At 73.5% G+C, this 23164-nt stretch carries 19 protein-coding genes, 1 tRNA gene and 1 pseudogene; 13 read left to right on the forward strand and 8 right to left on the reverse strand.

Translation table 11 applies throughout. The annotated features are described in order from the left end of the window. Positions 1-271 precede the first annotated feature (271 nt). Complete coding sequence (aceE, locus tag N555_RS0123260; protein ID WP_197029125.1) at positions 272-3085, forward strand: pyruvate dehydrogenase (acetyl-transferring), homodimeric type; 2814 nt, start codon at positions 272-274, stop codon at positions 3083-3085. Between the two features lie 42 nt (positions 3086-3127). Here aceE and N555_RS0123265 read toward each other — a convergent pair whose 3' ends face one another. Genes N555_RS0123265 through N555_RS0123275 form a run of 3 tightly spaced genes read right to left on the reverse strand, consistent with a single transcriptional unit; the run spans position 3128 to position 5524 of the window. Further along, positions 3128-4330, reverse strand: coding sequence for a M20 metallopeptidase family protein (locus N555_RS0123265; protein ID WP_029433892.1), 1203 nt, complete (start codon positions 4328-4330; stop codon positions 3128-3130). 4 nt (positions 4331-4334) lie between these two features. Further along, on the reverse strand, positions 4335-4844 hold the full coding sequence (locus N555_RS0123270; protein WP_029433893.1) for a pirin family protein: 510 nt from the start codon (positions 4842-4844) through the stop codon (positions 4335-4337). Continuing rightward, positions 4841-5524: a phosphatase PAP2 family protein gene (locus N555_RS0123275; protein WP_051684396.1), complete on the reverse strand. Its 684-nt coding sequence runs from the start codon at positions 5522-5524 to the stop codon at positions 4841-4843. Before N555_RS0123275 ends, N555_RS0123270 begins: the two co-directional genes overlap by 4 nt. Before the next feature lie 45 nt (positions 5525-5569). On the opposite strand from N555_RS0123275, the gene N555_RS0123280 reads away from it, so the two are divergent. The 6 genes from N555_RS0123280 to N555_RS0123305 all read left to right on the forward strand — a co-directional run bounded on the left by N555_RS0123280 (position 5570) and on the right by N555_RS0123305 (position 12092). After that, on the forward strand, positions 5570-6748 hold the full coding sequence (locus N555_RS0123280; protein WP_029433895.1) for a PucR family transcriptional regulator: 1179 nt from the start codon (positions 5570-5572) through the stop codon (positions 6746-6748). 145 nt (positions 6749-6893) lie between these two features. Continuing rightward, complete coding sequence (locus N555_RS0123285; protein WP_029433896.1) at positions 6894-8096, forward strand: acyltransferase domain-containing protein; 1203 nt, start codon at positions 6894-6896, stop codon at positions 8094-8096. Beyond that, positions 8093-9064: a beta-ketoacyl-ACP synthase III gene (locus N555_RS0123290; protein WP_029433897.1), complete on the forward strand. Its 972-nt coding sequence runs from the start codon at positions 8093-8095 to the stop codon at positions 9062-9064. The genes N555_RS0123285 and N555_RS0123290 overlap by 4 nt, the downstream gene beginning before the upstream one ends. A 71-nt stretch (positions 9065-9135) precedes the next feature. After that, positions 9136-9375 (forward strand): acyl carrier protein, encoded by a 240-nt coding sequence (locus tag N555_RS0123295; RefSeq protein WP_029433898.1) that lies wholly within the window; start codon positions 9136-9138, stop codon positions 9373-9375. 49 nt (positions 9376-9424) lie between these two features. Beyond that, positions 9425-10663, forward strand: a complete 1239-nt coding sequence (locus N555_RS0123300) for a beta-ketoacyl-[acyl-carrier-protein] synthase family protein (RefSeq protein WP_029433899.1) — start codon at positions 9425-9427, stop codon at positions 10661-10663. A 16-nt stretch (positions 10664-10679) separates the two neighbouring features. After that, on the forward strand, positions 10680-12092 hold the full coding sequence (locus N555_RS0123305) for an acyl-CoA carboxylase subunit beta (RefSeq protein WP_051684397.1): 1413 nt from the start codon (positions 10680-10682) through the stop codon (positions 12090-12092). Between the two features lie 243 nt (positions 12093-12335). On the opposite strand, the gene N555_RS0123310 is transcribed toward N555_RS0123305, so the two are convergent. Next, positions 12336-12836 (reverse strand): DUF3145 domain-containing protein, encoded by a 501-nt coding sequence (locus N555_RS0123310; RefSeq protein WP_029433901.1) that lies wholly within the window; start codon positions 12834-12836, stop codon positions 12336-12338. Between the two features lie 321 nt (positions 12837-13157). Beyond that, positions 13158-14321, reverse strand: a complete 1164-nt coding sequence (locus N555_RS29190) for a GGDEF domain-containing protein (RefSeq protein WP_156036502.1) — start codon at positions 14319-14321, stop codon at positions 13158-13160. Positions 14322-14429: 108 nt separating this feature from the next. On the opposite strand from N555_RS29190, the gene N555_RS0123320 reads away from it, so the two are divergent. Then, the gene (locus N555_RS0123320; protein WP_029433903.1) at positions 14430-15341 is read left to right on the forward strand and encodes a maleylpyruvate isomerase N-terminal domain-containing protein; all 912 of its coding nucleotides are present in this window, start codon (positions 14430-14432) and stop codon (positions 15339-15341) included. On the opposite strand, the gene N555_RS0123325 is transcribed toward N555_RS0123320, so the two are convergent. Continuing rightward, positions 15338-16549, reverse strand: a complete 1212-nt coding sequence (locus N555_RS0123325) for a M23 family metallopeptidase (protein WP_231503109.1) — start codon at positions 16547-16549, stop codon at positions 15338-15340. The genes N555_RS0123320 and N555_RS0123325 overlap by 4 nt on opposite strands. A gap of 330 nt (positions 16550-16879) precedes the next feature. On the opposite strand from N555_RS0123325, the gene N555_RS0123330 reads away from it, so the two are divergent. Further along, positions 16880-16953: transfer RNA gene (locus tag N555_RS0123330), tRNA-Ile, on the forward strand. A gap of 54 nt (positions 16954-17007) precedes the next feature. Here the strand turns inward: N555_RS0123330 and N555_RS0123335 are convergent. Beyond that, positions 17008-18498, reverse strand: a complete 1491-nt coding sequence (locus tag N555_RS0123335) for a thiolase C-terminal domain-containing protein (RefSeq protein ID WP_231503111.1) — start codon at positions 18496-18498, stop codon at positions 17008-17010. Between the two features lie 24 nt (positions 18499-18522). Further along, a pseudogene (locus N555_RS29295) lies at positions 18523-18672 on the reverse strand (zinc ribbon domain-containing protein); the annotation flags it as partial. A gap of 283 nt (positions 18673-18955) precedes the next feature. On the opposite strand from N555_RS29295, the gene N555_RS0123340 reads away from it, so the two are divergent. From N555_RS0123340 to N555_RS0123355, 4 genes are all read left to right on the forward strand, one after another. After that, entirely contained in the window at positions 18956-20149 is a 1194-nt protein-coding gene (locus N555_RS0123340) for an ABC transporter substrate-binding protein (protein WP_197029126.1), read from the forward strand. Between the two features lie 128 nt (positions 20150-20277). Then, on the forward strand, positions 20278-20928 hold the full coding sequence (locus N555_RS28490; protein WP_051684400.1) for a TetR/AcrR family transcriptional regulator: 651 nt from the start codon (positions 20278-20280) through the stop codon (positions 20926-20928). A 109-nt stretch (positions 20929-21037) separates the two neighbouring features. Next, complete coding sequence (locus tag N555_RS0123350; protein WP_051684401.1) at positions 21038-21850, forward strand: SDR family NAD(P)-dependent oxidoreductase; 813 nt, start codon at positions 21038-21040, stop codon at positions 21848-21850. Between the two features lie 45 nt (positions 21851-21895). After that, entirely contained in the window at positions 21896-23164 is a 1269-nt protein-coding gene (locus N555_RS0123355) for an amidohydrolase family protein (RefSeq protein WP_029433909.1), read from the forward strand.

Raw genomic sequence — 23164 nt, forward strand, 5'->3', positions numbered from 1 at the left:
CGCGCGGCGGCCGGGCGCGACAGGACGGACACGACCGGCGGGAAGGTCACCCGCTGCCTGGTCATGTCACCCCCCTGTCGTCCTCCGGTGCGTCGTGGCTCCGGTGTTCGGGCCACGTGGGCGGAAGCGTAGGGCATGCCAGGTCAAGCGCAAGGTCAGGTGCGGGCGCTCCCCGGCGGGTGCGGCCCGGCGACGCCGGCGCGACACGGCGGCGTCCCGTCAGGTGGGCCGGTGCGTGACGGCGATGCCCGCGCAGCGGGAGGATGGGGACATGAGCGCACCGCAGCAGACGGGCGGCGACCCCGCCCGCGATGCAGGCCCCACCCCCGGAAGCGCCCGCGCGGTCATCACCGACGGGCTCCCCAGCCAGCTGGTCGACACCGACCCGGACGAGACGCAGGAGTGGCTGGAGTCCCTCGACGCCGTCGTCGACCACGCCGGGCGCAACCGGGCCCGCTACCTGATGCTCCGGATGCTGGAGCGCAGCCGGGAGCAGCAGGTGGGCGTGCCCGCCCTGCGCAGCACCGACTACATCAACACGATCCCGCCCGAGCGGGAGCCCTGGTTCCCCGGCGACGAGCACGTGGAGCGGCGCATCCGCGCCTACATCCGCTGGAACGCCGCGATCATGGTCCACCGGGCGCAGCGGCCCGGGATCGGCGTCGGCGGCCACATCTCCTCGTACGCCTCCTCCGCCTCGCTCTACGAGGTCGGCTTCAACCACTTCTTCCGCGGCAAGGACCACCCCGGCGGCGGCGACCAGATCTGGTTCCAGGGCCACGCCTCCCCCGGCATCTACGCCCGCGCCTTCCTCGAGGGCCGGCTGTCCGAGCAGCAGCTGGACGGCTTCCGCCAGGAGGTCAGCCACCCCGGCGGCGGGCTGTCGTCCTACCCGCACCCGCGGCTGATGCCCGAGTTCTGGGAGTTCCCCAGCGTCTCGATGGGCCTGGGCCCGATGAACGCCGTCTACCAGGCGCGGTTCAACCGCTACCTGCACGCGCGCGGCGTCAAGGACACCTCCGACCAGCACGTGTGGGCGTTCCTCGGCGACGGCGAGATGGACGAGCCGGAGTCGCTGGGCGTGATCGGTCTGGCCGCCCGCGAGGAGCTCGACAACCTCACCTTCGTCGTCAACTGCAACCTGCAGCGCCTCGACGGCCCGGTCCGCGGCAACGGCAAGGTCATCCAGGAGCTGGAGTCGTTCTTCCGCGGCGCCGGCTGGAACGTCATCAAGGTGATCTGGGGCCGCGAGTGGGACGCCCTGCTGGCCGCCGACCGCGACGGCGCCCTGGTCAACCTGATGAACACCACGCCGGACGGTGACTACCAGACCTACAAGGCCGAGGACGGCGCCTTCGTCCGCGAGCACTTCTTCGGCCGGGACCCGCGCACCCGCAAGCTCGTGGAGAACATGAGCGACAAGGAGGTCTGGGACCTCTCCCGCGGCGGGCACGACTACCGGAAGATGTACGCGGCCTACAAGGCGGCCATGGAGCACAAGGGCCAGCCGACGGTCATCCTCGCCAAGACCATCAAGGGCTGGACCCTGGGCAGCCACTTCGAGGGCCGCAACTCCACCCACCAGATGAAGAAGCTGACCGCCGAGGACCTGGCCGGCTTCCGCGACCGCCTCTACCTGCCGATCCCGGACGAGGCGCTGGACAAGACCCTGCCGCCCTACTACCGCCCCGACCCGGACTCCGACGAGATGCAGTACATGCTCGAGCGGCGCCGGGCCCTGGGTGGCGCGGTCCCGCGGCGCCGGTCGGAGTTCAAGACCCTCAAGGCCCCCGAGGACAAGGCGCTCGACGTCCTGCGCCGCGGCTCCGGCAAGCAGGAGGTGGCGACGACGATGGCGTTCGTCCGCCTGCTCAAGGAGCTGCTCAAGGACGACGAGCTGGGCCCGCGGTTCGTGCCGATCATCCCGGACGAGGCCCGCACCTTCGGGCTGGACTCCCTCTTCTCGTCGCACAAGATCTACAACCCGGCCGGCCAGCGGTACACCTCGGTCGACCGGGAGCTGATGCTGGCGTACAAGGAGTCCGAGCAGGGCGTGATCCTGCACGAGGGCATCAACGAGGCCGGGTCGACCGCCTCGTTCACCGCCGTCGGCACCTCGTACGCCACGCACGGCGAGCCGATGATCCCGATCTACATCTTCTACTCGATGTTCGGGTTCCAGCGGACCGGTGACGGGTTCTGGGCGGCCGCCGACCAGATGACCCGCGGGTTCGTGCTCGGCGCGACCGCCGGCCGCACGACGCTCAACGGCGAGGGCCTGCAGCACGAGGACGGCCACTCCATCCTGCTGGCGCACACCAACCCGGCGGTCGTGAGCTACGACCCGGCGTTCTCCTACGAGGTCGCCCACATCACCCGGGACGCGCTCGTGCGGATGTACGGCACCGACCCGGGCGCACCGCTGGGCGGGCACCGCTCGCCGGACGTCATGTACTACCTGACGGTCTACAACGAGCCGTTCGTCCAGCCGGCCGAGCCGGAGGGCCTCGACGTCCAGGGGCTGCTGGCGGGCATGTACCGCTACGCCGAGGGGTCGGGGAACGGCCCGCGGGCGCAGCTGCTGGCCTCCGGCGTCGCGATGCCGTGGGCGCTGCGGGCCCAGGAGCTGCTGGCGCAGGACTGGGGGGTCTCGGCCGACGTGTGGTCGGTGACCTCGTGGACCGAGCTGCGCCGGCAGGCCGACGAGTGCGAGGAGTGGAACCTCCTGCACCCCGGCGAGGAGGTGCGCGTCCCCTACGTCACCTCCCGGCTGCAGGACGCCCCCGGCCCGGTCGTGGCGGTCTCGGACTGGATGAAGTCGGTCCCCGACCTCATCGCGCCCTACGTCCCCGGCGGGATGTCCACCCTCGGCACCGACGGGTTCGGTCTCTCCGACACCCGGCCGGCGCTGCGGCGGCACTTCCACGTGGACGCCGAGTCGGTCGTCGTCCGCACGCTGGCGTCGCTGGCCCGGCGCGGCGAGGTGGACGGCGACGTCGTCCGCCAGGCGGTGGAGAAGTACCAGGTCCGCGACGTGCAGGCCGCCCCCGCCGAGGAGCGCAGCGACCCCTCCCCCGCCACCTGAGTGGAGTGCGGGAGCGCAGGTTTCCTGCGCTCCCGCACTCCATCACGGGGCCAGTGCGCGCAGGGCCATCGCGGCGTGCAGGGCGGCGCCGGCCGACAGCGGGGCCTCGTCGAAGACGGCGAGGTTCGAGTGGTTCGGCGGCGCCTCGTCGGGGTCGACCCCGGCCGGGCGGGCACCGATCCACGCCATCGCGCCGGGCACCCGCTCGAGCACGTAGGAGAAGTCCTCCGCGCCCATGAGCGGCTCGGCCATCGGCGGCACCGCGTCGGCCCCGAGCAGCTCCACCGCGGTCGCCGTCACGCGTGCGGCGACGTCGGCGGCGTTGACGGTCACCGGGTAGCCCGGCTCGTGCACGAACTCCGCCGGGATGTCGTGCGCGGCTGCCACCAGCTCGGCCACCCGCCGCACCGACTCGACGACGTCGGCCCTACGCCCGGCCGACAGCGTGCGGATCGTCCCCTCCATGAAGGCACTGTCGGGGATGACGTTGGTGGTCGACCCAGCGCTGATGTGCGCGACGGTGACGACGGCGGGATCGGTCACCGGCACCCGGCGGGTGACCATCGACTGCAGCGCGAGCACGATCTCCGCGGCCACCGGGACGGGGTCCCGGGTGCGCGACGGCTCGGAGGCGTGCCCACCGCGGCCGTGCAGGGTGAGCCGCCACTGGTCGGCGGCGGCCATGACCGGGCCGGGCCGCACGTGCACCGTCCCGGCGGTCAGCGCCGACGAGGAGTGCAGCGCGAACGCCCCGGACACCGGCGCCTGCGGGACGACGTCCAGGAGCCCCTCCTCGAGCATGTACCGCGCGCCGTGGAAGCCCTCCTCGCCCGGTTGCACCATGAACACGACCTGCCCGGCGAACTCGTCGCGCCGCTCGGCGAGCAGCCGGGCCGCGCCGACGAGCATCGCCACGTGGGTGTCGTGCCCGCAGGCGTGCATGACCCCGGGCACCTCGGAGGCGAACGGCAGCCCGGTGTCCTCCTGGACGGGCAGGGCGTCCATGTCGCCGCGCAGCAGGAAGGTCGGCCCGGGCCGTGCACCGCGCAGGACGCCGACCACGGAGGTGGTGCTGCGGCCGACGGTCAGCTCGACCGGCAGCTCGCCGAGCGCCTCCAGCACCGTGGCCTGCGTGCGCGGCAGGTGCAGCCCGATCTCGGGGAGGCGGTGCAGCCGACGGCGCAGGTCGATCGTGCGGTCGGCGTCGGCCTCGGCGGCGGCCAGGAGCTCGGCGGGAGTCGACATGCGGTCACTCTGCCCAGGAGGGGCGGCCGGCATCCAGCCGCCAGACGACGCAGGCGCCGCCGTCCGTGCCGTCGACGGTGGCCGGCTCCTGCCCCACCCCGATCCGCAGACCGCCGGGCCCGGGCCCGGTGCCGATCCACAGCTGCGCGTCCGGCCGGCCGAGCTCCACCCAGCCCGCGGCCGCGGCGACGACCTCGTGCGCCGGCGGGTCGCCCGGGGCGGCCGTGCGCAGGTAGCACTGCAGCACCCGCGCCCCGCCGTCCCCGGCGACCTCGTCGTGCGCCAGGCCGTCCCCGGCCCGCAGGACGGCGACGTCCCCGGCGACCAGCTCCGCCCCGTCGCCCCACCGGTGCCGCAGGGAGCCGGCGAGGACGACGGCCACGACGTCGACCGCGCGGTGCTCGTGGACGCCGTAGCCGGTGCCGGGGCCCAGCCGGTCGTCGGCGATCCGCAGCAGCGGCCCGAGCGACCCGTCGGTGTTCTCCAGCAGCACCCGGGAGTCCAGCGCGGTCACGACCGCCGTCCCAGGGCCGCCGGACCGCCCGGCAGCCCGCCCAGCAGCAGCGCGACGCCGAGCGACCAGCCGATCCCGAGCGCCCATCCGCCCACGACGTCGGAGAGGAAGTGCACGCCCAGCCACATCCGGGTCAGCCCGACGAGGACGACCAGGCACGCCCCGGCGACCAGCGCCGTCCGGCGGGCGACCGGTCCCAGCCGCGGCCACGCCAGCACCAGGGCCACGGTCACCAGCGTGGCGATACCCGACGAGTGGCCGCTGGGGTAGCTCAGCCCGCCGTACTCCAGCCCACCCGCCTCGAACGCCGGCCGGGCCCGGCCGATGAGCTCCTTCAGCCCCTGGTTCAGCGGCCCGATCAGGAGGATCGCCGTCAGCACCCAGGCCAGCGGCCGCCACCGCCGCTGCATCACCAGCCAGATCACGACCGGCGCGAACACCGCGACTCGGAACCACATCACGCCCGGTGTGGTGAGCACGTGCAGCAGCCGGTCGAGGCCGGCGGACCGGTCGTCCCCGGCGTACAGCGCCCGGCTGACGGCGGCGTCGAGCCGGACCTGCGGGTCGAGGTCCACCAGCACACCGACCCCCAGCGCGAGGACCACCGCGGCGCAGGCGCCGACGACCGCGAGCACCCGGGAGCGGGTCCGCTGCGGGACGCCGGCAGGGAGCGTGTGCACCGCCCCACTCTCCCCGACACCCCGCACCGTGACACGCTGACCGACGTGGACGACCGCGCCGCAGCGCCCCGCCCCTCGGCCGGCACGCTGCGCCGGCTGGAGCGCGCGTCGGGCGCCATCGCCACCAAGGCCGTGTCGCGGATGGACGAGCAGCTCCCCTGGTTCCGCACCATGCCGGCCGACCAGCGCTCGTGGGTGATGCTCGTGGCCCAGGCCGGCATCGCGTCGCTGGTCGACTGGTGCCGCACGCCGGAGCGCGCCCCGCGGCTGACCGGCGAGGTGTTCGGCGCCGCCCCCCGGGAACTCGTGCGGGCGGTGCCGCTGAAGCAGACGGTGGACCTCGTCAAGGTCGTCGTCGAGGTGCTCGACGACCACGTGCAGGAGGTCGCCGAGCCCGGCGACGTCGACGCGCTGCGCACGGCGGTGCTCCTGTTCAGCCGCGAGGTCGCCTTCGCCACCGCGCACGTCTACGCCACGTTCGCCGAGGACCGCGGCGCCTGGGACGCCCGGCTGGAGGCCCTCGTGGTCGACGCCCTCGTCCGCGGCGAGCGGTCGGAGGAGCTGCCCGGCCGGGCCGCCGCCCTCGGCTGGACGACGACGACGCCGGTGACCGTGCTGGTCGGCGGCGCACCCTCCGACCGGGACGCGCACGCCTCGGCGCGGCGGGCCGGGCGGTCGATGCGGGCCGAGGTGCTGGTCGGGGTGCACGCCGAGCAGCTGGTCGTCGTCCTCGGTGGCGTCGAGGACCTCACCGCGGTGGCCGCCCGGGTGGCCGAGGAGTTCGGGCCGGGGCCGGTGGTCGTCGGCCCGGTCGTGGAGGGGCTGGGCCGGGCGCCGGAGTCCGCCGCGGCGGCACTGGCCGGGCTGCGCGCGGCCCCGGCCTGGCCGGGGGCTCCCCGGCCGGTCGCCGCCGACGCGCTGCTGCCCGAGCGGGCCCTCGACGGCGACCCGCTCGCCCGGATGGCGCTCGAGGAGCGGATCGCCCTCCCGCTGCAGGCCGCGGGCGGGGAGGTCCTGGAGACCGTCGGGGCGGTGCTCGCCAGCGGCGGCAACCTGGAGGCCAGCGCCCGGGCGCTGTTCGTGCACCCGAACACCGTCCGGTACCGGCTCAAGCGGGCCGCCGACCTCACCGGCTTCTGGGCGACCGACCCGCGCGGCGGCTGGACGCTCCAGGTGGCGCTGGCGCTCTCCCGGCTCGGTGGTGAGCGCTCGCTCTGGATGTGAGGCCGCAGTGTGGTCCCCACCACTGTCGAGCGCCACCCGGGGCCTGTCGGGAGCTGGAGTTGGAGGGTTCCTACAGAGAACAGCGGTGTGCTTTCGTGCCCCTCCGCACCGGCACCGAGGTCCCGCGGCTGGCACGGTGGACGACGTGCTCGCCGTACTCGCCCCCGGACAGGGTGCCCAGAAGCCCGGGATGCTGACCGAGTGGCTGGAGCTCCCCGGCGCCGAGTCCTTCTTCCGGTGGGCCGGCGCCATCGCCGACGCCGACCTCCTCACCCTCGGCACGACCGGGGACGCCGAGGCGATCAAGGACACCGCGGTCACCCAGCCGCTGGTCGTGGCGATGAGCCTGTTCATCGCCCGCGAGCTGGGCGGGCTGCCGGGCCCGGTGCAGCACACGCCGCAGGCCGGCCGGGACGTCGTCATCGCCGGGCACAGCGTCGGCGAGCTGACCGCGGCCGCGCTCGCCGGGGTGCTGAGCGTCGAGGCGGCGATCGCGCTCACCGCCGTCCGCGGTCGGGCGATGGCCGCCGCGTGCGCGCTGACCCCGACCGGCATGTCCGCCGTCCTCGGCGGCGACCCCGACGAGCTGGCCGCGGCGCTGGAGCGGCACGGCCTGGTCGCGGCCAACATCAACGGCGGCGGGCAGACGGTCGTCGCCGGTCCGCTGGACGCGCTGGCCGCACTCAAGGACGACCCGCCGGGCAAGGCACGGGTGATGCCGCTGTCGGTCGCCGGCGCCTTCCACACCGACTTCATGGCCCCGGCCCGAGAGCAGCTGGAGGGCCTGGTCGGCGGCCTGCGCCCCGCGGAGCCCAGCCGGCTGCTGCTGAGCAACGCCGACGGCGCGGCGGTGTCCACGGGGGCCGCGGCGCTCGCCCGGCTGGTCAGCCAGATCACCAGCCCGGTGCGCTTCGACGCGTGCCTGGCGACCATGCGCGACCTCGGGGTGACCGCCGCGATCGAGCTGCCGCCCGCCGGCGCCCTGTCGGGCCTCGCGAAGCGGGAGTGGAAGGGCACCGGCATCGAGGTGCTGGCGGTCAGCGGCCCCGGCGACCTCGACCGCGCGCGCCAGCTGATCGAGGCCGAGCGCGGCCGCGCCGAGGCCCAGTACTCACCCGACTGGCGGGTCGTCGTCGCCCCCGCCCGCGGCACCGTCGCGCCGGCCGAGCTCGCCGAGGGCACGCACGTGCCGGCCGGCGCACCGCTGGGGTGCATCCGCAGCCGCCGCGAGGAGGTGGGGGTGTCCGCGGCCTACGCCGGTGTCCTCGCCGAGTGGCTGGTGCAGGACGGCGACCTCGTCGACGCCGGTGACCCGATCGCCCGTCTCTACCCGGAGGTCTCCGTATGACTCCCATCCAGCTGAAGACGGGTGCGCCGGGCGCGCGCATCCTCGGGTTCGGGTCCTACCGGCCGCGCCGGCGGGTCACCAACGCCGAGCTGTCGGAGGTGATGGAGACCAACGACGAGTGGATCCAGAGCCGCGTCGGCATCGCCGAGCGCCGCTGGGCGTCGGAGGACGAGACGCTGGTCGAGATGGCGGTGGCCGCCGGCGGCAAGGCCCTGGCGGCGAGCGGCCTCGCGCCCGACGAGGTCGACCTGGTCGTGCTCGCCACCGCGAGCCTGCAGTACCCCATCCCCGGCATCGGCCCGCAGGTCGCCCACCGGTTGGGCATCCCCCGGCCGGGCGCCTTCGACCTCAACGCGGGCTGCGCCGGGTTCTGCTACTCGCTGGAGATGGCGAGCAACGCCGTGCGCTCCGGCTCCGCGCGCAACGTGCTGGTCGTCGGCGCCGAGCGCCTGACCGACGTCACCGACCAGTCCGACCGGGCGACCGCGGTGATCTTCGCCGACGGCGCCGGCGCGGTCGTGGTCGGCGCTGCCGACGAGCCGGGCATCGGACCGGTCGTCTGGGGCAGCGACGGCGACCAGCACTCCGCGATCGAGATGGTCGCCGGCAACGACGGCAAGATGATCATGGCCGGTCAGACGGTCTACCGGTGGGCGACGACGAAGCTCACCGCGACGCTCGAGCAGGCCATGGCGGCCGCCGGCGTCGGCCCCGACGACATCGACGTCTTCGCCCCCCACCAGGCGAACCTGCGGATCATCGAGTCGATGCACAAGAAGGTCGGCTTCCCCGAGCGCACCGTCGTCGCCCGCGACATCGTCACCACCGGCAACACGTCGGCCGCCTCGATCCCGCTGGCGTTGTCGGCGCTGCTGGAGTCCGGCGAGGCCAAGAGCGGTGACCTGGCGCTGGTGCTCGGCTACGGCGCGGGGCTCACCTTCGCCGGCCAGGTGCTGCGGCTCCCCTGAACGACGCCCCACAGACCCGGCTCCGGGAACCGACCCGGAGCCGCCGCACGAACGAGAGAGAGGACCTCAGCGTGAGCGAGGACATCCAGGCTGGTCTTGCCGAGATCCTGGAGGAGGTCGCCGGGGTCGCCCCCGCCGACGCCACCCCCGAGAAGTCGTTCACCGAGGACCTCGACGTCGACTCGCTGTCGATGGTCGAGATCGCCACGGAGGTCGAGAACAAGTTCGGCGTCGCGATCCCGGACGACGAGCTCGCCAACATCAAGACCGTCGGCGACGCCATCACCTACATCACCGCCAACCGCGGCTGAGCCGGTTCCCCGGCCGCCCGGTCCCGCACGCCTCCAGGAAGGACCCGTCATGAGCACGAACGACGACGTCGTCGTCACCGGCCTCGGCGCCACCACGCCGCTCGGTGGCGACGTGCCCAGCACCTGGGAGGCACTGCTGGCCGGGCGGTCGGGGGTCCGCCGCATCACCGACGACTGGATCACCGAGTTCCCGGCCCAGCTCGTCGCCACGCTGGCCGAGGACCCGGCCGAGAAGATCGACCGGGTCCGCGCCCGCCGGCTCGACCGCAGCCAGCAGGTCGCGGTCGTCGCCGCCGAGGAGGCCTGGCGCACCTCCGGGGCGGCCGACTCCGGCGTCGACCCCGAGCGGATCGCCGTCGTGTTCGGCACCGGCATCGGCGGTGCGCTGACGCTGCTCGGCCAGGACGACGTCCTGGAGCAGAAGGGCCCCAAGCGGGTCTCCCCCTTCACCATCCCGATGCTCATGCCCAACGGCCCGGCCGCGGCCGTCGGTCTCGCGATCGGCGCCAAGGCCGGCGTGCACGCCCCGGTGAGCGCCTGCGCCTCGGGCGCCGAGGCCATCCGCTGGGGTCTGGACCTCATCCGGTTCAACCGGGCCGACATCGTGCTGGTCGGCGGCGCCGAGGCCTGCGTGCACCCGCTGCCCATGGCCGGGTTCGCCGCCATGCGGGCCATGTCGACCCGCAACGACGAGCCCGAGCGCGCGTCGCGGCCGTTCGACAAGGGCCGGGACGGTTTCGTGCTCGCCGAGGGCGCTGCGGCTCTGGTGCTCGAGCGTGGCGACGCCGCCCGCGCCCGGGGCGCCACGATCCACGCCCGGCTGGCCGGCGCCGGTGCCACCGCCGACGGCTACGACCTCGTCGCCCCCCACCCGGAGGGCGAGGGTGCCGGGCGGGCCATCACCGCGGCCCTCCGTGACGCGGGCATCTCCGCCACCGACGTCGGCCACGTGAACGCCCACGCCACCTCCACGCCGGTCGGCGACACCGCCGAGGCCGCGGCCATCCGCAGCTCCATCGGCGAGCACGTGCTGGTGACCGCCACCAAGAGCCTGACCGGCCACCTGCTGGGTGCCGCCGGCGCCCTGGAGTCGGTGTTCACGATCCTCGCCCTGCGCGACCAGATCGTGCCCGCCACCGCCAACCTCGACGACCCGGACGACGACGCGGCCGTCCAGGCCCTCGACATCGTCCGCCGCGAACCGCGGAAGGCGCAGCTCACCGCCGCGGTCAACGACTCCTTCGGCTTCGGCGGCCACAACATCGCCCTGGTCTTCACCACTGCCTGACGTCCCTGGGGGACCCGTGACGACGCTCTCCGCCGCACCGACCCTGCCCGCCCCCGACCCGCGCGACCCGGAGGACCGGCTGGCGCGGTTCTTCGACCCGGGGTCCCTCCGACCGCTGGCCGCCCGCGACACCTCCGGGGTGATGGCGGCCCGCGGCACCGTGGAGGGCTCCCCCGCCATCGCGTTCTGCACCGACGCCACCGTCATGGGCGGCGCGATGGGCCTGGACGGCTGCCGGCACGTGGTGGACGCGATCGACACGGCCCTCCGGGAGCGGGTGCCCGTGGTCGGGATCTGGCACTCCGGCGGCGCGCGGCTGGCCGAGGGCGTCACCGCGCTGCACGCCGTCGGCGAGGTCTTCGCCGCGATGGTCCGCGCGTCGGGGCGGATCCCGCAGATCTCGGTGGTGCTCGGCCCCGCGGCCGGCGGCGCCGCGTACGGGCCGGCGCTGACCGACATCGTGATCATGGGGCCGGCCGGCCGGGTGTTCGTCACCGGTCCGGACGTCGTCCGCTCGGTCACCGGTGAGGACGTCGACCAGGAGAAGCTGGGCGGCCCCGACACCCACGGCCGGCGCAGCGGCGTCGTGCACGTGGTCACCGACACCGAGCCGGCGGCCCTGGCCACCGCGCGCCGGGCGGTCGACCTGTTCGCCGCGCAGGGCACCTTCGCCGGGGTGGAGGGCGAGACCGACGAGGACCTCGGCGCCCTCCTGCCCGAGCAGCGTCAGCGGGCCTACGACGTGAAGCCGCTGATCGGGGCGGTGCTCGACGAGCCCGGCCTGGAGCTGCACCCGCGGTGGGCACCGAACGTGGTCACCGTCCTCGGCCGGCTCGCCGGGCGGACCGTCGGCGTCATCGCCAACAACCCGCTGCGCCTCGGCGGCTGCCTGGACTCCGCCTCGGCGGAGAAGGCGGCCCGGTTCGTGCGGATGTGCGACGCCTTCGGGGTGCCGCTGGTGGTGCTGGTCGACGTGCCCGGCTACCTGCCCGGCGTCGGCCAGGAGTGGGACGGCGTGGTGCGCCGCGGCGCGAAGCTGCTGCACGCCTTCGCCGAGGCGGTGGTGCCGCGGGTGACGCTGGTGACCCGGAAGTCCTACGGCGGCGCCTACATCGCGATGAACTCCCGCTCGCTGGGCGCCACCGCCGTCTTCGCCTGGCCCGGGGCGGAGGTCGCCGTCATGGGTGCCAAGGCCGCGGTCGGGATCCTGCACCGCAAGAAGCTGGCGGCCGTCCCGCCGGCCGAGCGCGACGCCCTGCACGCCGAGCTGGCCGCCGAGCACGAGCGGATCGCCGGCGGCGTGGACCGGGCCATCGAGATCGGCGTGGTGGACGAGGTCGTGGAGCCCGCGCAGACCCGGCGGCGGCTGATCGGCGCGCTCGCCGATGCCCGGCCCGGCCGTGGGGCGCACGGCAACATCCCGCTGTAACCCCGGACGCCCGCGCCACGATCAGGTCACCTGATCATCGCGCGTCCTCCCTCACGGCAGACGGTGAGGGAGGACGCGCTGTGGTGAGGGAGGAGGTCGGGGCGCGGCGAACGGCCCCGGACGAACGAAGATCGCCCGGGCGCCGCTTCCCCGACGGCGCCCGGACGATCTGTTCTGAGCCTACGACTGCGGGCCGGGACCCTCAGCCCGTCGTGACCGGATCGGGACCCGGCCGGCGACCGGTCACACGACCTGGTGCAGCCAGGTGATGGGGCTGCCGTCGCCGGCGTGGCGGTACACCTCGAGGTCGGCGTCCCAGGCCGCCCCCAGGAGCTGGTCGACGCCGTGCCGGAAGGCCTCGGACGAGGTGGCGGTCGCCGCGAGGTGCCGCAGCTGCTGCTCGGTGACGATGAGGTCCCCGTTGGCGCTGGTGGGCGCGCGGAAGACACCGTGCCCGGGAACGTAGGACATCCGCTCGCCGTCGTTGCCGTGGCTGGCCTCTTCAGTCACCTCGAAGCGCAGCATCGGCCACGCGCGCAGCGCGGCGACCAGCTTGGCCCCCGTGCCCGGAGAACCGGACCAGGCGACCTCGGCACGGTAGGAACCGTGCGCCGCGGGCTGGTCGGCCCACGACAAGGAGACCGGCGCGCCGACGACGCGCTCGAGCGCCCATTCGACGTGCTGGCAGAGCGCCTTCGGGCACGCGTGCACGAAGACGACACCCTGGGTAGACCGTCGCTGCACGAGGCACCTCCATCGACTCGATCTGTCTCGTCTTCCCCAACGGACTGATCAATTCGGTGACGCGCTGTGTTCGCGAGCGGAGACTCAGGGCTCTGGCAACCAGTGTGCCCGATGGTCCCGGGGTCGCGCCAGTGGGGGCGGGGCGGATGAGTCACATGTGACTGTTCGTGACCGGTGCGCGCACTCGTCGCAGGTCAGAGGCCTTAGCACGGGTCGGCGGTGTCGTCCACCGGTCTGGCGCTGCGGGTACGACGACCACCGTGCCATCGGTACGGCGTGTTCCCGGAACGACACGCCGTGTGGCACACTCCGGAAGCGATGTCACGCTGAGTGATCGGCACCCGTGGTGAACGGAGCCCACAGCTCAGGAGCGGTCAGCTCGCCGCCCACCGCGTTCCCGCCGGTGGCCTTCACGCGGTACATGGCCTGGTCGGCCCGCAGCAGCACCTCGTGGTCGTCGTCCCCCGCGCGGACCACGGTGAGCCCGACGCTGGCCGTCACCCCCACGCCCCGGCCCACCCGGGCGATGCCCTCGCGGATGCGCTCGGCCAGCGCCCCGGCGTCGTCGGCCTCCGGAACTGCGCAGAGGACGGCGAACTCGTCGCCGCCGAGGCGGGCGACGGTGTCGGTCTCCCGGACGGCCGAGGCGAGGGCGGAGGTGACCGCGCGCAGGACGGCGTCACCGGCCGCGTGGCCGTCCCGGTCGTTGACGGCCTTGAAGCCGTCGAGGTCGATCAGGCAGACCACGGTCGGGTCCGCCGTCCCGCGGATGGCGGTGTGCAGGCGCTCGAGGAAGGCACGCCGGTTCAGGCAGCCGGTCAGCGGGTCGGTGGCCGCGAGGGTCTCGTGCGTGCGCAGGAGCAGGACCTGGCGGTCCCAGGACTCCCAGAGGTTGGCCGAGGCCAGGGCGCACAGCGTCGTGAACGCAGCCATGACGACGGCCACGAACATGCCCGAGGTCCGCGGCTCGGGCAGGACGTCGACAGCGAGGTAGGAGGTGACCATGAAGCCGCCCATCACCACCACGCCGGCGGGCTGGAACGCCGCGGACATGAAGCCGAGGGTCAGGAAGAGCAGGCAGATCAGGGCGCTGTCCGCGCCGCCGTCGATGCGGGTGCCGATGACGACGAGGACCGTGGTCCCGGCACTCCAGCCGTAGAACATCACCGGCCCGCGGGCGTCGCGCATCATCGCCGGGAGCGGCAGGAGCAACAGCAGCGGCGCACCGAGAATTGCCAGGCCGCAGACGGCGAACAGCACCGGGTGCAGGCGGGCCGCCGTCGGCGTCAGGAACGTGTAGCCCAGGGCCGCCAAGCCGCCGAACTCGGTGAGCAGCACCCCGAGGCGCACGTGGTGGACCCAGTAGGCGACGCGGTCCTCGTCCTCGGCCAGCGGCCGGTAGAGGGCGCGCCGCAGAGCGGCGGCCAGCCGCTGCCGCGCGTCCGGGTCCGCAGCGCGGCGTCGTCGCCCACTGGGTGGAGTCACACCATCGAGGTCGGCCCGGGCGGTCGCCACCTTGACGCCCGTCTGCCCCCTTCGAGCGAGAGAGCCACGCCACGCCTTGCCGCCGTTGCGGCCGGGTACCGCTCCCCCATGGCGCGACGCGGGAAAACCCCGACCACGCACGGGATGGCCGACGCCGGCCGCGCGGAGGTCGGCGGCATGGTGCTGGGCGCCTGGGACGCCTTCATCGCCTCGGCCGGGACCGTCGACCTCGACCGGCCCACCCGGCTCCCGGGCTGGCGGGCGCACGAGGTGTGCGTGCACCTGGGCTGCTGGGACGACCACACCGCGCTGGCCGACCTGATCGCCTCGGCGCGGGCCGGCGGCACGGGCACGCCACCGGACGTCGACGGCACCAACGCCCGGGTGACCGCGGCCCACCGCGACGCCTCGCGCGAGGAGGTGCTCGCCGCCCTCCGCCGCAACCGGGCGGCGACCGCCGCCTACCTCGCCGAGGATCCGACCGAGCTCGACACCGCGCCGACGGTGGCCACGGTCGGCACCCTCCCGCTGCTGTCGGTCGTCCTCGGGCAGGCCTACGAGCTCGCGGTCCACGGTCTGGACCTGGTACCTCTCGGCGCTCCCCCGGTGCCCGCCGAGGTGCTCCAGTCCGGGCTGGCCGCACTCGCGGACGTGACCGGCGCGCTGGCGTCGTCCTGCGGGATCACCGGCGGCGTCACGCTGACCACCCCGGACGGCGGCTGGGCGTTCGCCGCGGACGACGACGGCTGGACCGTGCGCCGGGTCGGCCCCGGCGATCCGCCCGGCACCGCCGTCGAGGCCGATGCCGCCCTGCTGCTGGAGGCGGCGTCGGGCCGGGTCAACCCCGTCGCGGCAGTCGCCCGCCGGCGGCTGAAGGTGCACGACATCGGCGGGCTGCTCCAGCTCGCGCCGATCGTCTCCGCCGCCCCCGGGATCCCCGGCGGCCCGATCCTGTCGCTGGCCGCCCGCACCCTCGGCGGGGCGGGCGGCCTGCTGGGCCGGCTGCGCGGACGGGGCTAGCAGGCGCCGCCGAGCGAGATACCGACCGCCGACAGCCACGGCACCGGGTCCACGCGGCTCGCGTAGAGCCCGCCCTGGTGCACCTCGAAGTGCAGGTGCGGGCCGGTCGACTGGCCACGGTTACCGACCTCGGCGATCTGCTGGCCGGCGGAGACGACGTCGCCCGCGGCGACGAAGTACTGGTTCACGTGCCCGTAGACCGTGATCGACCCGTCGGGGTGCTGGAGGTAGACGGCCAGCCCGAACCCGCTGGCCGGCCCGGCCTGCAGGACGACGCCACCGACCGGGGCGAACACCGGGGTGCCGATGGGGGCGGCGATGTCGACGCCGTAGTGCGTGGTGCCCCAGCGGCCGCCGTAGCAGGAGCTGACCCGGCCGTTCGCCGGCGCGACCGCGCCTCCGCTGACCGACAGGCTGCTCGCGCCCGCGGCGGCGGCGGCCTGTGCGGCGTAGGCGGCCTCGGCGTCGGCCGCACCCTGCAGCCGGAGCAGCTCGACCTGGGCGTCGCGCAGGCGGGCGTCCAGCTCTGCCTTGCGGGCGCTCGCGGCGTCGAACTCCGCCTGGGCGGAGGCGAGGTGCTGGTCGGCGGCGGACAGGGCCGCGTCCGCGGCCTGCCGCGCCTGGTCGAGCTGGGTCACGGCGGCACGGGCGGCGGCGTCGGCCTCCGCGACCTGGACCTGGACGGCCTCGTGCTGCTGGAGGACGCCGGCACGCTGGTCGCCCAGGAAGTCCAGGGTGGCGGCCCGCTGGAGCAGCTCCTCGGGACTGCCGGCGGCCAGCAGGACCGCGGCCGAGCCGTAGGCGTCGCCGCCGCCCATGAAGACCTCCCGGCCGACGTCGGCCACCTCGCCCTCGGCGACCGCGACCGCGTACTGGGCGAGGGCGAGGTTGGCGGCCGTCTCGCCGGCGGCGGCCTGGGCCCGGGCGAGCTCGGTCTGCGCGACCAGGGCGGCGTCGGCGGCGGCCTCGGCCTCCACGGTCATCCGCTGCAACTGCTCCTCGGCGGCCCGCACCTCGGTGGAGATGGCCTCGACCTCGGCGGCGACCGCGTCCTGGGCGGCGCGGGCGCCGGCGAGGTCGTCGGCGGGTGCAGCGGCCGCGGGTCCGGCCGGCCAGGCGATGACGACAGTGGCCGCGGCCACGGCGAGCAGGGCGGCGCCGAGACGGCGGTACAGGAAGGGGCGGTGCGGGCGGTGCAGGGTCGCCAAAGCGGCGGCTCTCCGTTCATCGGTCCGCCGGTCGGGAGGACGTCGTCCTCTCCACGTGCCGCAGCCCCCGCGTGCACGCTCGACCCCGGGACGGCAGGTCCCGGCCGTCCCGGCAGGCAGCCGGGGACGGTTCGACGGGGCCCACCGAGGTCCTCGAGGTGCGAGGAGCGAGACCCGGCCGAGCCTCCGACGACGGTACGCGAGTGACGGTTGAGAGGTCACGGAAAGGTAACGAGAGACACGCCTCGGACCATGGTCGGCCCGCGCCCCTCGTCGTCGCCGTCCGGCCGGTGCGTGGCAGGCTGTCGGCGCGACCGGCCCGGGTCGCAGGGGGCGGTAGCTCAGCCGGTCAGAGCATGGGACTCATAATCCCTGGGTCGTGGGTTCGAGCCCCACCCGCCCCACCGTCGCAGCTCCGTCGAGCACCGACCGGAGTCGGAACCGCTGACGTCGACCGGTCAGCTGTCCGAGCGCAGCAGCAGAGCTCCGCTGGGCGTCAAGCCGCCACTGCTCACCGCGGCGACCCTGGCGTCCGCGACCTGCCGTTCACCGCCTTCCCCCCGCAGCTGCACGACCGCCTCGTGGATCAGCCCCATGCCGTGGGTCCGGCCGTGCGACAGCTGCCCGCCGTGGGTGTTCAGCGGCAGGATGCCGTCGCGGGCGATGTTCTTGCCGCCGTCGAGGAAGTCCTTCGCCTCGCCGATGCCGCAGAACCCGAGGCCCTCCAACCAGGACAGGCAGTTGAACGTGAAGCCGTCGTAGAGCAGCGCCACGTCGACGTCGTCCGGGCGCAGATCGGTCCGCGTCCACAGGTGCGCGGCCGGCCCGAAGACCTGCGGCTCGTGGGTCGAGGTGCTCTGGTCCCACTCCGGCCGTTCGATCATCTGGGTGCCCGCGGCCTCGACGCGCACGGGCGGCTTGGCCAGGTCCCCGGCCGTGTCCGCGGCGGACACCACGATGGCGATCGCTGCGTCGACGGGGACGTCGTTGTCGTAGAGACCGAAGGGCGTCGTCGTCAGCCGGGCCCCGAGGTAGTCGTCCATCGTGAGCGGGTCCCGGTACACCGCGGTCGGGTTGAGCGCCGCGTTGGCCCTCTGGTTGAGCGCGATCCAGCCGAGGGTCTCCCGCGTCGCGCCGTACCGGTGCATGTACCGCTGCGCCGTCTGGGCGAGCAGGTGGGCCGCCGACGTCGCACCGAAGGGGATCTGCCAGCCCAGGTCGCCACCGATCCGGCCACCGCCGGGCTGGAGGTACCCCTGCCGCACGAGCGTCTCGTTGCTGGACAGCCAGACGGTGCGGAAGCAGAGCACGTGGCGGACGAGCCCGGACGAGACCGCCTGGATCGCGGCGATGACCGAGCCGCCCGGGCCGAAGGTCTCCATGCCGCCGTTGAACCAGGTCGGCCGGATGCGCAGCGCCGACTCCACGGCGGTGACGCCACCCTCGCCGATGCCGTGCTCGAGTCCGCCCCCGGGATAGGTGGACAGGCCGTCGATGTCGTCCATCGTGAGGCCGGCGTCGGCCACCGCCTCCCGGCACGCGTCGACGGTCAGCGAGAGGGGGTCGACCATGAGCCGGCGGCCGAGGTGGGACATGCCGATCCCGGAGAGGACGGCATCGTCCTCGTACTTGCGGGTGGTGGGCATCGGCCGGACGAGAGAGGCGATCCGCTCGACGGGGAGCTCGTCCTCGGGCAGCGGGACGGGCTCGGGCTGCTCGACCGTCGGCCGGAAGAGCGGCAGCCAGACGTCCTCGACCTGCTGGAAGACCACCTCCACCCGCATGCCCAGGTGTAGCTCGTCGGCGTCGGCCTCGACGATCCGCGTCGTGAGCCGGACGCGGGGGTCCTCCTCGAGCGCGACCGTGGCGACGACGTACGGGTTGGGGACTCCCGGGAACGGATAGTGGTGGCTGACGGTCCAGCCCACGAGCGTCGCCCTGCCGGACACCTCGCGGACGGCCAGATCCGTACCCCGACACGACGGGCACACGGGCTTCGGTGGGTGGATCAGCCCCGAGCATGCGCTGCACTCCTGGACGCGCAACCGGCCCGACTCGCCGGACCGCCAGAAGAACTCGGTCCACGGTGTGACGAACGGCAGCGGTTGGCGGGGTGCGGTCACGGCGGCCTCCGAGGGCTCGGCGAGGGACGGCGCACGGCCGGACGGCCGCGAGACACAAGTGGAAGCCTATCCCCCCACTTCTATTGTGAGTGACTCGACTCTCAGTTACGGTCCCGCCTGCGTCGATCCGTCGTCCGATCGCACCGGCCCCCCGCCCGTGGGCGCCGGGCGCGGCCGGGTCGTGCGCGCGCCGGCATCTCGCCCGGTTCGGTTCCCCACTACAGATGGAGTCCAGGACATGCGCAGGACAAGAGGCACTGCAGCCATGGGGGCGGCGTGCGCCGTGGCACTCCTGCTCACCGCGTGCGGGAGCGACGACGAGGCGTCAGGGAACGGCGGAGATGCCGGGGACGGTGGCAACGGCGGGTCCATCGACGTCGGGATCCTCACCTCCCTGAGCGGACCCGGCGCGGCCGCCGCCGCCGGCTCCATCCGCGGAGCGCAGGCACGACTCGACGCCTACGAGGGAGCCGGGGACGGCTGCGCCCCGGACCTCGACTTCTCCCTCGTCGAGGCCGACGACACGTCCAGCGCACAGGGGGCGCTGGCCGGGGCCCAGAAGCTGGTCCAGCAGGACGACGTCGACGCCCTGATCAACGTGAGCGCCTTCTTCTACGGCGCCGCCCCCTTCCTCACCACTCAGGCGAGCACCGTCCCGGTCATCGGTGGCGCATGGGACGGCGCCCAGGAGTGGAAGGACACCGACGACAACCTGTTCGCGTCGAGCGCGGTCCCCGCGGCGGACGTCGCCTATGCGACGCCAGGCGAGTTCCTGGAGTCGCAGGACGCGAGCACCGTCGCCTTCATCGGCTACACGACTCCCAGTTCCCAGGCCGGCGTGGCGAACGCGATCGAGGCGACCGAGGCAGTGGGGCTGGAGACCGGCTACACGAACACCAGCGTCCAGATCGGCAGCACCGACGTGGGTCCGCTGGTCCTGGGCATCCTCGACTCCGGCGCCGACGCCGTGTACACGACCATCAACTTCGACACGTCCCTGGCACTCGTCGCCGGGCTGAAGCAATCGGGCTGGGACGGCACCTTCGTCTCGCCGACCGGCTACGGCGCGGACCTGCTCGCGTCCGAGCCCGCCGTCCAGATCGGCCAGGGCGTCGTCTTCCAGTCGCTGTTCACCCCTGTCGAGCAGGGCACCGAGGCGACCGAGATGCTGAAGACGGCACTGCAGGCTTCGGGCAACGAGTCGGGCGTCCCGGGCTTCTACGAGAGCCAGGGCTGGTTCGCCGCGGATCTGCTCCTGTACGGGTTCGAGCAGGCCGGTTGCGACGCCGGGCGGGAACAGGTGATCGCCACGCTGCAGGACACCGACGACTGGGACGCCGGCGGCCTGTACCCGGCTCCGGTTCCCCAGACCACGACCGAGTACGACGAGCAGTGCACCTTCTTCGTACGGCTGGAGGGCGACGGCTTCGTGCCCATCGAGGGTGCCGACCCGGTCTGTGGCGGGACGCTGAGCTGATCGTTCGCCCTCGACGGTCCGGTCGGTCCACCGTGGACCGACCGGACCGTTCACCCCGCCGAGCGACAGGTGACGCCGCACCGGCGGCTAGGATCGGCCGGCTGCAGACCGAGAGGCAGGTCACCGAAGTGGACTCAACGGACCTGGACGGTCTGATCGTCGCCCCGGGCATCGACTCGCCCGGCAAGCGGGCGCCGCGGCGGGATGCCATCGAGAACCGGCACCGGCTCATCCAGGCGGCCTCGGAGGTCTTCGGCGAGCACGGCACCGACGTCACCCTGGAACTGGTCGCCTCCCACGCCGGCCTGGGCATGGCGACCCTCTACCGCCGATTCCCGACCAAGAACGACCTCGTCGCAGAGCTGACCCACCAGCTCCTCAACTACCTCGTCGACGTCGCGGCCGAGGAGGCCACCACCGACGACGGCCTCGGGCTCGAACGCTGGCTCACCGAGTACGCCGACCTGCAGTCGCGCAAGCGCGGCATGCTGGGCCACCTGTGGGCCACCGATCCCAGCACCGCCCCCCTCCGGGACAAGTTCACCGAGCTGCTGGGCAGCCTCCTGCGCCAGGCCCAGGACGCCGGCCACATCCGCTCCGACGCCACCCTCGACGACGTCCTGCTGCTCATCTACGCCCTGCGCGGCATCGCGGCGTCCACCGCCTACGACGACACCGACGCCTGGCGTCGCCACCTGGCCGTCACCCTCGCCGGTCTCCGCACCACCGACATCCCCCTCGACGCACCTCCCTGGTCCCCGCACAAAGCGGAGTCCTGAACCCTCACAACGCTTGTGAGAGTCAGGACTCTCGGATAACGTAACCTCATCCGCCGGATGCCGCCCCCCGCGGCAACGGAGCCGCTGTCCGGCGGAGACGAGGAGGACCGTGACCGTGCCCATCGATCCGCTGGACCTGGCCGGCAAGACCGCGATCGTCACTGGTGGCGGGACCGGGATCGGCGCGGAGACCGCGCGGATCTTCGTCCGCAACGGCATCGACGGAGTCGTCCTCGCGGCACGGACCGAGGCGGACCTCCAGAAGGTGAAGGTGGAACTCGAGGACCTGGGACGGGACGTCGGCAACCCGGGTGTCCAGGTCCTGGCCGTGCGGACGGACGTGAAGAGCGAAGAGTCGGTCGCCGCCATGGTCGCGGCCACCGTGGCCGAGTTCGGGCGCATCGACATCCTCGTGAACAACGCCGGCGGCACGCGCATGGGCCCGCTCGAGCAGACGCCCACCAAGGCCTGGGACTCCGTCTTCGACCTCAACGCCAAGGGCCCGTTCCTGTGCACCCGTGAGGCGGGGAAGCACATGATCGCCGCGGGTCGCGGCACCATCGTCAACCTCTCCTCAGGCGCCGGGGTGACCGGCGTCCGCTACGGGGCGGGGTACAGCGCGGCCAAGGCGGCACTGCAGATGTTCACCCGCGTCACCGCAGCCGAGTGGGGTCGGCACGGGATCCGTGCCAACTGCATCGCCGTCGGCGGGATCGCCTCCGAGCGCGCATCCGCCGCCTGGGAGGTCGCCGGCCTCGACCAGGAGGCGCTGGGCAAGCACACCGCGCTCGGCCGGATCGGCGTCCCCTCCGACATCGGCCACGCGATCCTCTTCCTGGCCAGCGACATGTCGTCCTACGTGAGCGGCCAGACCTTCTCGGTCGACGGCGGCCCCCTCCTCGGTGGCCCCTCCGACGACTGACCAGCACCCCGCACCGGCAGTCCCAGCATCCCGATCGGAGGACCCATGAACGTCGAAGACATGATCATGATCAGCATCGACGACCACGTCGTCGAGCCGCCCGACATGTTCGCCAACCACACGCCCGACAAGTGGAAGGACCAGGCACCGAAGTCGATCGTCGACGAGAACGGCTACGCCAAGTGGTGGTTCCAGGGCAACTCGCTCGGGAGCATCGGGCTCAACGCCGTCGTCGGCTGGCCGAACGAGGAGTGGGGCCTGAACCCCGCGACGTTCGCCGAGATGCGCCCGGGCGCCTATGACATCCACGAGCGGATCAAGGACATGGACCGCAACGGGATCCTGTCCTCGATGTGCTTCCCGTCCTTCGCCGGCTTCAGCGCCCGGTACTTCCAGGAGGCCAAGGACAAGGACCTGGCCCTCGTCTTCCTGAAGGCCTACAACGACTGGCACATCGACGAGTGGTGCACGGCCTACCCGGGCCGCATGATCCCCTGCGCCATCCTGCCGGTCTGGGACCCGGTCGAGCTGGTGAACGAGGTCAAGCGGGTCGCCGCCAAGGGCGTCAAGGCCGTGACCATGCCGGAGCTGCCGCACATCCAAGGCCTGCCGAGCTACCACGACCTGGAGTACTGGGGCCCGTTCTTCCAGACGATCTCCGAGCTCGAGATCGTGATGTGCCTGCACATCGGCCAGGGCTTCGGCGCCATCAACGGCGCACCCGACGCCCCGATCGACAACTTCATCATCCTGGCGACCCAGGTCTCCACCTTCGCCGCGCAGGACCTGCTCTGGGGCGGGGCGATGACCACGTACCCCGACCTGAAGATCGCGTGGTCGGAGGCCGGCATCGGCTGGATCCCGTTCTACTTGGACCGCTGCGACCGGCACTACACCAACCAGCGCTGGCTCGGGCACGACTTCGGCGGCAAGCTCCCCAGCGACATCTTCAAGGAGCACTCGCTGGCCTGCTACGTCACCGACCCGACCGCGCTCAAGGTCCGCCACGACATCGGGCTGGACATCATCGCGTGGGAGTGCGACTACCCCCACTCCGACGCCATCTGGCCCAACGCGCCCGAGTTCGTCAACGCCGAGATGAAGGGGTCCGGCGTGCCGGACGACGAGATGCACCAGATCCTCTGGCAGAACACCACCCGGTTCTTCGGCCTGGACCCGTTCAAGCACATCGCCAAGGAGGACGCCACGGTCGGCGCGCTCCGGGCCCGCAGCCCCGAGGTCGACACCACGATCCGGTCCAAGCACGAGTGGCGGAAGCTCTACGACCTCCGCCAGCGGGCCGGGACCGCCTGA

It is taken from the genome of Blastococcus sp. URHD0036, from assembly GCF_000701365.1.
Classification (GTDB): Bacteria; Actinomycetota; Actinomycetes; order Mycobacteriales; family Geodermatophilaceae; genus Trujillonella.